Raw genomic sequence first — 14,104 nt, 5'->3', positions numbered from 1 at the left:
CTTCATTTACAGCCGTCAACGCAATACATTTGGTAAAGAAAGGTGAACGGCAGTTCCGCCATCGGCGGGTCGCTCGAACTCGATACCGCCACCGAGCTGCCGAACGCCCCAGTTGACAAGCCAGAGGCCGATTCCATGATTGTGCTGGAACGGCGACTCACCGTCAGCTTGGAACGGAGTGAGCACGCGGTCGGGGATTCCGGGTCCGTCGTCACGCACCGTGATTCGCGTCTCCTCATTGGCCGTAAACGGCGTCGTCTCAATTTCGACTTCCGGGGAGTCCCCGCCGTGTTCGACGGCATTCTCGACGAGTTCACTCAAGACCAACCGAAAGACAGCTGTATCGGCCGGTGCGGGAGCCTCAGCGGAGGACAACTGAATCGTCGCTTCGTCGTGAGACTCACGGAGGTCGGCGACGATGGACTCCAGTACCGTTCCAACCCTGCGATTTTCCGGGTCGTCATTGTCCTGAAGCATCTGACTGGCGGCACGCGCTTTACCGCTTAGTTCCAAGAGGCCGTTCGCAATGTTGTGAACGCTTTCGGCGTATTCCCGGACGGTCTCGTCTTCCGCCGTCTCCTCAATTGAAGCCGTGTATCCCAAGACCGCGTCCATATCGTTCCGCACGTTGTGTCTCAGTACACGGTTCAACACTTGTACACGCTCTTCGCGGTCGCGCCGTCCAGTGACGTCCCGAGCGATAGTGACCACACGCCGCTCGCCGCCAATCTCTGTTAGGGTCGCGTTAACCTCAAGCCATACGACATCGCCGCTGGCGGTCCGCAACGCCCACTCGATATCCCTCACCGGGTCCCCGGATTCGGCCACGTTGCGGACGACTTCTCCGATCGTGTCCGCATCGAATCCGAGTGCTGTCGCCGTCACCTCTTCCGGGTCCATATCGATGATCGTGTCGCGGTCATACCCGAGGATCGCACACATGGTGTCGTTGACGTCGACCAGCTCCGCAGTCTGCGGGTCGTAGATCCCGATCACGTCCGTCACGCCGTTGAAGATCTGTTCGAACTCTCGTTCGCGACGCTTTCGCTCCGTGATATCACGCTGGATCGACAGGACTCGCTGTTCACCACCGATCTCAGCCGTCGCCAACGTGACCTCGATCCATGACTGCTCTTCGTCCGGCGGGGTGAGTTTCCACTCGATGGTCTTCGGTTCACCCGAACGGGCGACAGCCTGAATCAGTTCTTTACCGCGTTCCGCTGTGTACCCGTCCTCAGTTGCGCTGAGACCCTCAATACCGAGTTCGCGAACATTTTCAATATTGTCGCATCCTGTAAGCTCGAGGTACGAATCATTCACACTGGCAAAAGAGAGCGTCTTTGGGTCGAAAATGGCGATAGCGTCGTTGACGCCGTTGAAGATCTGCTCGTACTCTCGCTCGCGGCGTCTCTGTTCGGTAATATCGCGTATCAAGCCGAGGACACGGCGCTGTCCGCCTACGGTTGCGACTGTGAGGTTCGCTTCGACGAGACGGTGTTCTCCGTCGGCAGTCTCGATTCGCCACTCAATGGTCTCATCCTCCTCATTCTCGGCTACATCGGTAATGAGATTTCTTGCTCGTGCACCGGTATACGCCTCATCAGGGACACTGAGACCGTTGATCCCCTGTTGAAGGATCGTATCGTAGTCGTACCCAAACAGCTCAACGTAACTGTCGTTCACATCGACTATTTCACCCGTGTCGGGGTCGTGGACTGCGATCGCAGTGGTAACGCCGTTGAATATCTGCTCGTACTCGCGCTCGCGACGTCGCGCGTCGGTAACGTCTCGAATGACCCCCACGATCCGATCAACGGCACCGCCTGGGCCTCGGCTCGGATAGCCGCGTACCTCAACCCAACGTGTCTCACCGCTTACGCGGAGTCTGTGACTGAACGTGTACGGGCCCGACTCTCCCTCGCGGATATGTTCGCTCATAGCGATGAGATCCGAGCGGTACGCCTCGCGGTCATCCGGGTGAACAGCATCGAGAACGGCCATCGGGTCATCATACAGGCGTTCGACCGGTTGGTCGAACAAATCTGCGTAGGCCTCGTTAATAAAGAGAACCTCAGAGAGGTCCGCACGTGCTAGATATACCACCTCATCGATATGAGTCGATATCTCGCGGAACTGACGGCGCTGCCGTCGACGGTCGGTTACGTCCGTGGCGGTCGACAACACCAGTTTCTGGTTGTCTATCGTGACTGTCGTCAACGTTGCTTCGACCCAAACGTGTTCGCCGTCAGCCGTCTCAAGCGGCCATTCAAGTGGACCGACAGTTCCGCTCTCGGTGGCGGAGGTGATAACTTCCATGGCAGCGGCCTGATCGTACCCGTCAATGCTCGCAGTGTAGTCGCCAACCTGCATCGAAATGAGCTCAGCTCGGTCATACTTCAGCAACTCACAAAGCTGCCGGTTCGCATGAATCAACTCTCCCGTCTGGGGGTCATGAAGTGTGAGTGGCTCAGAGACGTTGTCGTAGATGGTCCGGTAGTCAGGGGTCGGCTGTACCTCCGTCGCGGCGATCACCCGCTTGAGCACTGTCGTCGGCGACTGGACCAGCAGTTCCCACGGGAGATACTCCGATACATCGGCCTCAAGCGCTTCAGCGATCGATGCTTCCGTAGGGGCGATGTACACCACCGGAGGAACGGAGTTACGGGCGGCGTTCCGGACCGCCCAGTTGCTGACCTCGGTCAGTGACGCGGCTGTATCGGCGTCTGTCCGGTCGGCGCTGCTCAACTCAGGCGTTACCGCGGCAATCACACAATCGAACTCATCGACTGAGCCGGGAGCGTCACGTCCGGCAGGTGCTATCGAAACGGCCACATCGAGCGAATCTTGCGCGTCTCGGAGTGTCTCTTCGACCGACGCTGGCCCCACCACGCCAATCGTCGGGTGTCGTTGCGTGAAGGCCTCGGGCATTCTCTCTGTGGGTTGAGGTTTATAGAATAATAACGCTACGCCCGTGCTAGGCCGGTGGACAGCTAATTTACCAGAGGAGTCACCCGGGTCGATAGAGGTTTGTCGCGGTATCGAATCGGTCAACATCCTCGGCGGCGTCGAGATCGTCGTCGAACGCGTAGAGGTAGCCGAGTACTTCTGCTTGTATGTACGCGACAACCGCGGCATCGACGAACGAGAACTGCTCGTACTGCCGAAAGAGTCCTTTCGCCGTGGCAGACCCGTCCGACGTGAGCGAGTCGATGTGAATCCGCGCATTCTCGTCGAGTCGATTGAAAAATCGACGGCGGCGGAGTGCCCAGCGTGCGTCGTCAGGCCGTTCAACGTCTCTGCGAGCACATCGTCGACGATCACCGCCTCGGGGAGGTCAGGTGAGTCGATTCCCCTTGCGGTACAAGTGTCGCGGACAATCGTCGCCAAGATAGAAGCAAGGCAATCACCCAGAACACGGTCCAGAGGTTCACGAGGAGCGGTGAGCCGAGTAGCCCCTCACTAGCCAAGACCCCGGATGCGAGCAGTGGATTTGCAATTCGCAGTACGGCAATTAAGAATAGAACAAACGGAATGAGAAGCATCCCGGTAAAAATAATCCACCGCCGTCGCTCTGACAGTACACTAGCGGCCCGGTATAGTGGGGGACCAATAAGTAGCAGAACGATACTGAGGCCGACTGCGAGGCGCACGGTCGGATCAACGGTCGGGAAGGCTCCACGCAGGATGACCATTTCGTCACCTCCGGACTGCGCCACGGTGTACAGCCGACCGAAGGGCATTGTCGCGAAAACGAGACAAAATCCTACGGACCGTTTGACCGGTGACTCTGCCGGATTCAATAACCGATACCCGATCCACATCAACCCGTAGCTCCAGAGGAGTCCTGCGAGTGGTGCCAGAACAATTTCCGGCGTTTTCGAACAAGCGAGCCGCCAACTGTTGAAATTTCGTAGGCCCCACGCACCACAAATGAGACGACCGACCCCCGTGTGCGCGATCTCGTGGATCTCGTTGTGTACAAAGAGTAACGCCACGAACGCGACGACCCAGCGGCTATCTCCGTTGAAGACTAGTGGTTGCTCAGAGTCCATGGACGGTAGCCGACCCACGGCACGATTCCTCCGTTAGTGACTGTCTGTCCGTACTGAGAGCATATGATCTCCGGGTGACAGCGGCAGAGTAGTTAGCTCGATCGGAACCACAGCGACCCGCATTAATTATCAAGAAACAAACTTTTCTGCGAAGAGACGATGACTGATAATGTTCCAGTATCATGTGGTTCTGTACGATAATCGCGTTAATAATGGCTAATAGAGTGTTTCGGGAGCAGAAACGCAGAATTCGATGAGATAAATCTGACCCGACAAAGAGCAGGGTGAGCGAACTGTAAACCCGAAATTCCCACCGGTCGGGGTTCCTCTGCGTTTACACGGAGAAGGATGTCAATCAGTGGTTCCACACCACTCTGAATGAACTAGTCGGAGCAGAACGGGTTTTCACGGCCAGAAACTCGGTCTTCGCTATCATTAGCTAACGTCGTTTGAGAACGGTATATGGAAACACAGAATGACGTTTCCAAGTCAAAGACAGGAGTGAGAGAGGTGTCTCTGAGTGTGGGGAGTGCGGTGGCACTTACAGCAATAGGTGTTATCGCCGCATTTGCGTCAATTATAAGCAGCAAGGAGAATACCCGCGCCTTCAGGCGCGGGATGAATCCGACGACCCATTCCACAGTCCACCGTCGATAGCACCGCTGGATATTCATCCGGTCCAATCCCAATATTTACAAAGAGAACAATTATAAGCGATTATACAGGCGTTCCACGATGCTGGAAGTCCATCGCACCTATCAAGCGACAATCCGCAACCACTCGCAGGTCGTGGAGTCGCTCGACCAGCACGGGTGGAGTGCCAGCAAACTCTGGAACGTCGCCAACTACCACTCCCGCAGCGTGTGGGAGGAGACGGGCGAGATTCCCGACCACGACGAGTTGAAAGACGAGTTGAAGACCCATCCCAACTACAAAGGACTACACAGCCAGTCCAGTCAGCGCGTTCTGGAGGAACTCGCTGAAGCCTTCAACTCGTGGTGCGGCTCCGACGATGAACGAGACAATCCGCCCGGCTACCGAAAAGAAAACTACTACGACGACGAGGGTCGCCGCGTCCACGAAGAACACCCCCGTTCGACGGTGACGTGGAAACAGTATGGCATCCGTCACGACACCAAGAACAACCGCGTTCGCCTGTCAAAAGGCGCGAATCACAAAGAACACCCCCGAGCGCGGGAATACATCCTCGTCGAGTACGAGACACGCCCCGGCGTCACGGTTGAGAACCTACAACAAGTTCGCGCTGTCTACGACCAATCGAAGGAGCGATGGGAGTTACACCTCGTCTGTAAGGACGAGATCGAGACCCCCGACGCTCCCGGCAACGAGACAGCGGGTATTGACCTCGGCATCAGCAACTTCGCCGCCGTCGCATACAGCACCGAGGACGCTGACCTCTACCCCGGCAACCGCCTGAAGCAGGACGGCTACTACTTCCCGAAGGAGATCGCCAACTGCGACGACAGCAGTGGCGACAGGGCCACGCGACTCCATCACAAGTGGTCGGAACGCCGTACCCATCTCTTCCACAGTCTCGCCAAACACATCGTGGAGAAATGTATCGGGCGTGGTGTGGGTCGCATCAACATCGGGGACTTGGAAGGTGTACGCGAGAACGAGAACGGCAACTCGAAGAACTGGGGCAAACATGGCAACCTCGATTTGCACGGGTGGGCGTTTGACCGCTTCACCTCGATTCTCGAATACAAGGCGAAGGTCAAGGGAATCGAAGTCGTGGAAGTGTCCGAGCGCGACACGAGTAAGACGTGTTGCGTTTGTGGGAGAGAAGACGAGAGTCAGCGTGTCGAACGCGGCCTGTATGTGTGTGAGGACTGTGATGCTGCGTATAATGCGGACGTGAATGGGGCGGAGAACATCCGTCTCGACATCAACGAAAGTAACTCCGAGTCTGCGCCCGATTTGGGTGGAGATAAGAGTACCGGCTGGTTGGCACAGCCAGCAGTCCACCTGTATGACCTCTCCTGCGGATTCCAACCGCAACGAGAGGTGGTGGACTGCAAACCCTAATATCCCAACTGCGGTCGGGATTCCTCCGTGTTCACGCGGAGGAGGATGTCAATACAGCAGTTGCGGGTAGTGAGGCTATAGTTCCGAGAATCACAACGTGCCAGACTTGAGAAATTAGACGGTCTTGGGTGTTCAAGGGCATATGCTGTATTCTACAACTATACCTATAATCCACTTCTTGGGTTGCTCACTCTGAAACAGTGACAGAACAACACCGGTGTTAGTGACTAGGATATACGCTCGTGAACCGCGGATCAACCGGACGACACGTATATACTGGCCGACGGGAAAACACTGATACAACGAGGAGGTCCCCACGTGAATGGAGTTGGAACATCGTCTCGCAGAAGCACCGATGGGAGTTATCACCGTCCGAGATGGGATGGTGCGCGCGTGGAATGATAGGGCAGCCGATATTCTTACAACTGACACACCCGACGATGAGCCAATTGCTGAGGTGTTTCCCCAGTCTGTCAAAGGGTCTCTCACCAAGGCGTTCGAAGGGACATCGGTATCTGATGTAGCATTCGAAGAGTACTATCCAGAAGTTGACCGCTGGCTGTCCGTGTCAGTTGTTCCTGACGGCGATGCAGCAACTGTCTACGTCACCGACATCACTGAAAAACGCACCAACAGGCAAACGATCGAACGGCTTCGTTCGGAGTCCGAGCGGGCCGAGATGGTCGATACGCTGATCGCCGACGTGCTTGAGGGGTTGGTCGGAGCTACGTCCCAAGACGCGATCATGGAGACAATCCGGAACCAACTGGGGACATCGGACCAGTATCGATTCGTATGGACTGGCGAGTACGCAGTCAGCAGTGACGAACTCGTCATCACCGGCGTTGCGGGTGAACAAGGAGAGCTATTTCCAGCCGTTCGCGAGGCGATAAAACAGGGAGAGGCTACTCCAGAACGGCGAGCGGTCACACAGCAACACCCAACGCTGGTTCAGTCGTTGAGCGAGAACCCATCAGTCCCGGACGCAGTTCGGGCCGCCGGATTCGCAGACGGAGTTCAGTCGGTGTTTGCGCTCCCGCTGGTGTACAGCTCTAGCGTGTACGGCGTCGTCGGTGTCTATGCTGGAACCGAAACCGCATTCAGCGATCACGTACAGGCCAGTTTTGAGACACTCGGCGAACTTGCCGGGTACGCGATCAACGCAACACAGAATCGGAAGCTGTTGCTTTCCGACACCCTCACCGAGGTTACGTTCGGACTCACAGAGAACTCTCCGCTGGTACGTGTGAGCGATACTTGCGATGCGGAACTCACACTTGAGGGGACGGTAATGGCGAGTGATACGGGTCTCACGTGTTTCCTGTCGGTATCGGGTGCCAATCCGGACACTGTCGCCAAGACCCTCGAAGCGCTTCCGAGTGCTCAGGATGGTCGTGTGATCCGTCAATCGGACGCAGAGCGCGGCCGGATCCAGGTGACGCTAGGTGAGGAGGTTCCGCTCATTACAGCAATCAACCGTGGTGCGACAATACAGGGGGGGATGTTCAATGGTGATAACAGCCAGCTGATCGTCGAACTGTCTCCCGACGCAAACGTGCGTCGGCTGGCAAACGTGCTCGGCGATGACGGACCGGCACCCGTTCTCGCACGGCAGGACAAAACCCGCTCACCGACGACCGCGCGGGAGTTCCGGAACGAACTCAATGAACGGCTTACTGACCGACAGGCAACCGTCTTGCGAACGGCGTATCTCGCGGACTACTTTACTTCCCCGCGTGGAAGTACGGCCGAGGAGGTTGCGACATCGCTCGGGATTACCGGATCGACGCTGCTCCACCATCTCCGGGCGAGCCAGCGAAAGCTGTTGGACGCATTCTACGACGAACACGACGACAGTAGCGGATAGCGGTCGCAATTCGCCGGGTCGTAGCCAATCGGCGTGCAGCCGATTGCTCTCACACGAAGACGAGTCTGGATAGTTAGATATCCTCGCTGCGGAGACTCTGAATACTGAGCATATTCCATCAAGGGTGTTCCGTTACATCATCGTCACATGGCAGTGCGACACAAGTCGCGCGGCGACCGGACTGAGGAACCGACCGACGAGCTATCGACGGAAGAGCTGCTCGACCTCTTCGGAGACGAATACACCCGGCGAGTGTTCGAGGCGGTCTCCGAACAGCCTCGCGGCGGGCGCGCTGTCGCGCAGGCCGCCGACGTCTCTCGGCCGACGGCTTACCGGCGTCTCAATGAACTTCGGGACGCCGGATTGGTCACGAGCGAGTGTTACGTCGCACCCGACGGCCACCACCGGGAGCAGTTCAGCGCCTCCGCACAGCACCTTTCCGTGTCGCTCGACGGTGGCGATATTGAGGCGTCGGTCAGTCTGAGTTTCTAGGACTGAAGGAACGCTTGGTCTGCCCACATGAGCACACGCTTGCGGCCAGTCAGTCGTATCGGGTCTGAGGTCTCGATCAGCGGGGCGGCAGTGCGCGTGGTTGTGACAGCGGTAATGGTTCTACCGGGTATTATTCTGGTTCAGAAACACGCCAACATCAATATATGATCGTATACTGATGGTCTGGTATGTCGCAATCAGCGAATGTATTCCGCAGTCCGGTCGTCCGTTGGGGGATACCCGCTATGACGGCCACGATTATCGTAGCTATCGCGTTCCTCGTTGTTGAAGATCAGACACTTAGATTAGCGATGGTGGGGGTTGCTGTCGCTGACTTCCTTGTCACGCCACAGATACTGAAACGCGCTGCTCGGAGCGCATAGCTGGTTCCCAATATAGATAGTTTCATTTAGATATAAAATCTATTATAAAAAAGAGTGTTTCTGACATAGAAGCAAGAAATAATGTTAAACAGGTAGCCGGGCCAAAGTGATGACAGGTGTTGTATCGGGTGGTGGTCCGACCAGTTACTATGCGTACTCGCACGGAGAAGCGGGCGCGGTAACAATACCAAATAGAGATGTGAGCAACCGATGAGTGACGATCGTCACACGGCAATTCCGTTACGTGAGTTTCCAGACCCTGCGCTCGCATACACCGTCGACGGTGACGATGCTCGCGTGACTGCCACGAACGATGTCTTCAAGAAGCAGTTCGAACAGGATCTGGTGGGCGGACGCGTGTCGACGATATTCGACCGGTTCAACAGCTGCGATACGACCGGTGATCGAGAGCCAGTCTCACATCTCGTCCGCGGCGATCGGATCGGCATCCGTCTGGACGGATACGGCAACCGAGGCCCGTTCTTTGCTCGCGTAATCCCGTCAGATGACGACACCGGATACCTCGTGTTTTCTGACCTTCGTGAGTGTCCCGACGAAGGCTATTCACCGGGTGTTGATCAAGTGAGCAGCGTTATCAGCCACGACCTTCGGAACCCGCTCGACGTCGCGAAGGCCCACCTACAGGCAGCAGAGGAGACCGGTGACCACGAACACTTCGAGTCGGTCGCAGACGCACACGATCGGATGGAACAGATCATCCGTGATGTCCTAACGCTGACGCGCGATGATGCTGTCGTTCAACCCACAGAGGAAGTCGCAATCGAAACCGCTGCGAGAGACGCATGGGAGTCGATCGATACCGAACAAGTCGAGCTGACGGTTTCGGAGTCGCTGCCGACGGTTATCGCGGACTCCGATCGGCTCCAACGGTTGTTTGAAAACGTGTTCCGAAATAGCGTTGAACACGGTGTCTCAACCGATGAAACGGGTAGCGAACAAACCACAGAGTCACCACCAAAAGGCCATTCGGGCGCCCAAGGCGATCAGACAGCTGAGAGCACGACGGTAGTTGTTCACCCAGTCGAAGGGGGGTTTTATATCGCAGACGACGGACCGGGGATCCCACCCGCGAAGCGTGACGTCGTATTCACTCCCGGGTATTCAACGCAGAGTGGTGGGACCGGACTTGGCCTAGCGATCGTCGACCGAATCGTCAAAGCACACGGCTGGGATCTGACGCTCACAGCAGCGGATGACGGCGGTGCGCGGTTTGAAATCACCTTTTAGTTAGCGGGAAAAGCACCAGAGGCCTCCTTGACTAGTGTAGTCGGGAGACGAGTCGGGTCAACATTCAGCCCGGGTCGCGTCTCTTGTCGGAGATCAGTACCCTTCGCGCTCAATACCGGTGAACTGATCTAACAGCTCGTCTGCGTCGGGGAGAAGCCGACAAATGCGGTCCCGTAAACTGTTGGCCTGCTCATCAAGCGACGAGAACTGGTCGTGGTCTTCGAGACGGTCCTGTGGCAACTCAGCGGCGATAACCGCTCGCTTCGATTCGACTCCGAAATACTGGCCGAGGAGTTTGTATGCGAGGACCTGACACTGCTGGTCGACAGCAGCCCTGATGTCTTCACGGTCGACCGGTTTACAGAGATAGTCGTCGAACGGTAGGTCGAGAAGTTCCAGTCCCGGGTCGATAGCGGTCACCATGATAACCCGGGTGTGAATGTCGTACTCTCGTAGCTCACGGAGGATGTCGTCACCAGATCGATCCGGCATGTGCCGATCGAGGAGAATTACATCCGGCGGGTCAGACTCATCGACCGCAGACAACGCCTCAGGACCGCTGTAAGTGACCGTGACATCAGCCACTGCGTCCAGCCGGAGGGCGTACGCGTCGGCGACCTCCTTCTCATCGTCAACGAGCAGCACCCGCGGCCTGTCAACATACATATCGGCCGTCACGTAGTGTTAGTACTCACTACAGCATTTAATAACCCGGCTTCTGAGACAGTTTCTAGTGGGTGTACACGCCGAACGACAGTCTGCTTGGTTTCTCCCCAACCCGAAGGGCTGACAATTAACTGGCTACGTGTCACCGACCGGGGGGCGAGACGGAGGCGAGGGGGTTTCCCCTCGTCACGCCCCGGGACCCTTAGTCTCCAGCGTTGAGAACGATACTGTTCGACGACGAACTATGAATTTGTGCCACCATCGACGGCGTCGAGATCGGGCTCGTCGAACTCGAGTGCGTTCGCGACAGCGTCAGGAAGCTCTGGGCGAGGGGCCGATTCGTGGCGCTCGATTTTCTCGGTCTTGCGCGTGTTTTCGTAGAGCGCGCGTGCGACCGGAAGCCCACGGAGATACTTGTAGTCGTGGAGGACCTCGACGCCCCGCTCCGTGAATCCGTAGAACTGGGAGGGGAGGTCACGTGTCCCCTCGCTTGGGTCGTACGTGTAGCGTGCGAGGAGCCCGGCGTCGATCAACGTCTCCAACTGGTCTTTGATGGCCGCCTGGCTCTTCCCGGTCATATACTCGAGTTCGGCGAGCGACATTAGATGGGCGGGATGGCCCAGCAGCTCTTGGATGATGAGATGGCGCGTATCCTGGGACAGCAGCTTGAACAGCCGCTGCTGTTCCGCGAACGGCCCTGCATCGGCCGCACCAGTGTCGGTTTCGCTCATACGTGCTGGTACGAGAGAGGACGCTATAACAGTTAGGGTCAACCAAGTTGGTTAATTCAGAAAATATCAAAGTGATTCAGAAGCGATAAGCTGGTGTGGTTTGAATCAGCAGCTAATGACCGACCCAAGCCCGCCGCCGGACGCTGGGGAGATTATGACCGTTGTTCACGAGGCCATCGGGGGCATCGAACTTGAGCCTGCAGAGAATCGGGAAATCTGGCGGTTCGCCCAGCGTGAATTGCCGTATCTCTGGAGTCAGCGGACATCGTATTTCATCTTGGGGAGCTATCGCGACCCCTATATCCGCCGGCTTCGCGCCGTCCAGAACGAACTCACGAAGCAGCTCGGTGCCTATCCGTTCATCATGGGTGATCTCCTCGAACTTCCGACTGACCGCCTCAATACGTTCGATATCATGTTTTCGTTGCTCGCGACGTACAGCGACTACATCGTTGGGGTCTTTGAGAAGGAGAGTGGTGGGGAGGCGCCTGAATTGGGCGAGATTGATGACCCACCGTATTTCGACAAGTCGTACGTGTTCCCACGTGATTACGCGTGGGTGACTGACGAGAACCTTGACTCGAAACAGCACGTCGTTCAGGCCGCCCTTGAGAGTGCGTTCGCAGACGATTTGGCGGCGGATGACGTCCAAGCAAAAGTCGAGTCGCTCGTTGATCGCGCCCAAGAGAGCGGTCTCGACATCGACGAACAAGAGGTGTGGGATGTGATCGACGACCGGACAAATGAGGGCGGAGAGCCAGTAACATACAGCTGGGTCCATCTCAACAAGTTCCGCAAATTCGAACTCCACGAACGGTGCTTCCCGTGGACGACAGAGGACGAACTTCGAACTAAGGTTGACGAACTCCCGTCCCCGACACCACGTCCGGAGTGGGAAGAGCGTGAGGACCAGTGAATTATCCTGTCCTACTCGCTTGGCGGTACACTCATCAGAGTGAGTCGGCTCGGTAGTTTACTCTCTGGTAAACTACTTTACGGAGATGCTTCGCTTTGTTTCCGCTACACACGAACGGGTCAGTCGGAGAACCATCCTTGAGGGCACAGCCGTGAAGAGGGCGGTTTCTCCGATGTCTAAGCCGATGTGCGTGGCGTCACCGTCCGTCGCTGGTTCTTCGACCGGGTACTCGACGGTGACGTGCAGTACCCAGTTCTTCCGATGCTGTTGAAGCCGTATCTCGCCCGCCTTCGCGTCCTCCGATACGAGGTCGTGCCAGAGATCTTCCTGTTCAGGGTTGATACGGAGCGGTATCCAGAAGTTCGTTCCCCTGCCGGGACGGGGAACCCACCACGTGAACTCGTAGTCGCGTTCTTCGGAGTGGTCGAACTTTGCAGCCTGATTCGTGAGCCGTATCGGGTGGCTGTCGTCCAACTCCTTGGCGTTGTACGTCTTGTGGAGTTTCGGGACGTAGTTGCAGAGGGCAGCCTTCACTTGATACGGCAGGTCGTAGGGCGTCACGATGTCGCTCACCGCCGACATGGTACTTGCCCCGGAGTCGAACGCCTCTTGCAGACCGTCACGGTAGGTTTCGAGCAGGTCGTTGAGTTTCGACTGCTCGTGCGCGGTGGGTGGCGCGAACGTCGCCTGCAACGTCTTCGTGACGGTCGTGGACATCGCTACTGTTCCTCCACGTACTTCATGAGTACGTCAATGCTCACTTGGCCGGTGGTGGCGAGAAAGTACCCCGGTTGCCAGAACGCCTTGTCGAGTGCCTGCCGAACTTCGGGGTTCTCGTCGCGGATTTTGCGGGACGTGACGCCCTTGAGCGAGTTGATGAACTTGGTGAGGTCGGTCGTTGGCTTCGCCGTGAACAGGATATGAACGTGGTCGGAACCGCCGTTGACGTTCTGGATACTCACGCCGAAGTCCTCGGAGATGTCGCTGGCAATCTCACCGATGCGTTCGGCTATCTCGTCGGTGAGGATGTCCGCGCGGTACTTTGTGACGGTCACAAAGTGATATTGGAGCGCGTAGACCGTGTGCGACCCTTTTTCGAGGTTGTACTTAATTTGGTTGTATAAATTTCTATATACCCAATTCTAATAAGGGTTCGCAGTCATAGGGTGTTCGGTCTGCAACCGACGGTGGAACGTGAGACAGTTGTCGGCTTCACGCCCGCCGTGAACGGCGGGATTCTCGCCTTGGAAAAAGATAGTCTGCCGTTATTCCCGGAGGTTAGCCTGACTGACCGACTTCACGGACGTAGCCGCTCCGCTCAAGATCAAATTCTTCGGCTACAAGTCGAGGCTCATCGAGGACACCGCGGTGAACGTCACAGATGTGGAAAAGACGACGGTTGACTGTACCGACCATCTCGAACTCTGTGGTGGTATCCGAGAACTCGTACAGGCGATAGTCGTCGCGGAGGATCGAGACTATTCGTGGGCGACGGTCGTTGAGTGCCTCCAGCGACCCGACAACAGCGCTGCGACCAAGCTGATCGTCTATCGCCGACCAGCTCGGCATTGACCTCTCAGCGCGTGAGACGCTCCTCAAGTCATTCACGAGCGGGTGTCCGCTCCTCGACCCAATGCGACCGAACAGGGAAGCTACGACAGTGAGTATCATCTCCGAATCAACGTCGGCTGGGAGAGACT

At 56.9% G+C, this 14,104-nt stretch carries 10 protein-coding genes and 2 pseudogenes; 5 read left to right on the top strand and 7 right to left on the bottom strand.

Translation table 11 applies throughout. From position 1 onward, the window contains the following. Window positions 1-15 precede the first annotated feature (15 nt). Both DVK06_RS13060 and DVK06_RS19325 read right to left on the bottom strand, forming a co-directional pair. Window positions 16-2,928 (bottom strand): PAS domain S-box protein, encoded by a 2,913-nt coding sequence (locus DVK06_RS13060; RefSeq protein ID WP_158600088.1) that lies wholly within the window; start codon window positions 2,926-2,928, stop codon window positions 16-18. A 79-nt stretch (window positions 2,929-3,007) separates the two neighbouring features. Next, a pseudogene (locus DVK06_RS19325) lies at window positions 3,008-3,351 on the bottom strand (PIN domain-containing protein); the annotation flags it as partial. Between the two features lie 1,436 nt (window positions 3,352-4,787). On the opposite strand from DVK06_RS19325, the gene DVK06_RS13050 reads away from it, so the two are divergent. The 4 genes from DVK06_RS13050 (at window position 4,788) to DVK06_RS13030 (ending at window position 10,091) form a co-directional block, all read left to right on the top strand. Further along, a complete protein-coding gene (locus DVK06_RS13050) occupies window positions 4,788-6,101 on the top strand; it encodes an RNA-guided endonuclease TnpB family protein (protein WP_121600576.1) in 1,314 nt (437 codons plus the stop codon). Window positions 6,102-6,423: 322 nt separating this feature from the next. Further along, a complete protein-coding gene (locus tag DVK06_RS13045; RefSeq protein WP_121600575.1) occupies window positions 6,424-7,968 on the top strand; it encodes a bacterio-opsin activator domain-containing protein in 1,545 nt (514 codons plus the stop codon). Between the two features lie 147 nt (window positions 7,969-8,115). Next, window positions 8,116-8,460: a winged helix-turn-helix domain-containing protein gene (locus tag DVK06_RS13040; protein WP_121600574.1), complete on the top strand. Its 345-nt coding sequence runs from the start codon at window positions 8,116-8,118 to the stop codon at window positions 8,458-8,460. A 593-nt stretch (window positions 8,461-9,053) separates the two neighbouring features. After that, entirely contained in the window at window positions 9,054-10,091 is a 1,038-nt protein-coding gene (locus DVK06_RS13030) for a HAMP domain-containing sensor histidine kinase (RefSeq protein WP_121600572.1), read from the top strand. A 93-nt stretch (window positions 10,092-10,184) separates the two neighbouring features. Here the strand turns inward: DVK06_RS13030 and DVK06_RS13025 are convergent, their stop codons facing one another. Both DVK06_RS13025 and DVK06_RS13020 read right to left on the bottom strand, forming a co-directional pair. Further along, a complete protein-coding gene (locus DVK06_RS13025) occupies window positions 10,185-10,757 on the bottom strand; it encodes a response regulator (protein ID WP_121600594.1) in 573 nt (190 codons plus the stop codon). Between the two features lie 242 nt (window positions 10,758-10,999). Further along, on the bottom strand, window positions 11,000-11,488 hold the full coding sequence (locus DVK06_RS13020) for a winged helix-turn-helix domain-containing protein (protein ID WP_121600571.1): 489 nt from the start codon (window positions 11,486-11,488) through the stop codon (window positions 11,000-11,002). Window positions 11,489-11,603: 115 nt separating this feature from the next. Between DVK06_RS13020 and DVK06_RS13015 the strand changes: the two genes are divergently transcribed. Further along, window positions 11,604-12,404 carry a hypothetical protein gene (locus tag DVK06_RS13015; protein ID WP_121600570.1) on the top strand — a complete coding sequence of 267 codons (801 nt, stop codon included), beginning with the start codon at window positions 11,604-11,606 and terminating at the stop codon, window positions 12,402-12,404. 67 nt (window positions 12,405-12,471) lie between these two features. Here the strand turns inward: DVK06_RS13015 and DVK06_RS13010 are convergent. The 3 genes and pseudogenes from DVK06_RS13010 to DVK06_RS13000 all read right to left on the bottom strand — a co-directional run. Further along, window positions 12,472-13,121 (bottom strand): annotated as a pseudogene (locus DVK06_RS13010) (RNA-guided endonuclease TnpB family protein); the annotation flags it as partial. Between the two features lie 2 nt (window positions 13,122-13,123). Next, the gene (gene tnpA / locus DVK06_RS13005; protein ID WP_121600569.1) at window positions 13,124-13,516 is read right to left on the bottom strand and encodes an IS200/IS605 family transposase; all 393 of its coding nucleotides are present in this window, start codon (window positions 13,514-13,516) and stop codon (window positions 13,124-13,126) included. 166 nt (window positions 13,517-13,682) lie between these two features. Continuing rightward, window positions 13,683-14,075 carry a hypothetical protein gene (locus tag DVK06_RS13000; protein WP_147438083.1) on the bottom strand — a complete coding sequence of 131 codons (393 nt, stop codon included), beginning with the start codon at window positions 14,073-14,075 and terminating at the stop codon, window positions 13,683-13,685. Window positions 14,076-14,104 lie beyond the last annotated feature (29 nt).

The sequence above is a fragment of the Halorubrum sp. Atlit-28R genome (assembly GCF_003665955.1).
GTDB classification, from domain to species: Archaea; Halobacteriota; Halobacteria; order Halobacteriales; family Haloferacaceae; genus Halorubrum; species Halorubrum tropicale.
Note: the sequence above shows the minus strand (reverse complement) of the source record. Positions and strands in the feature narration are given on the sequence as shown.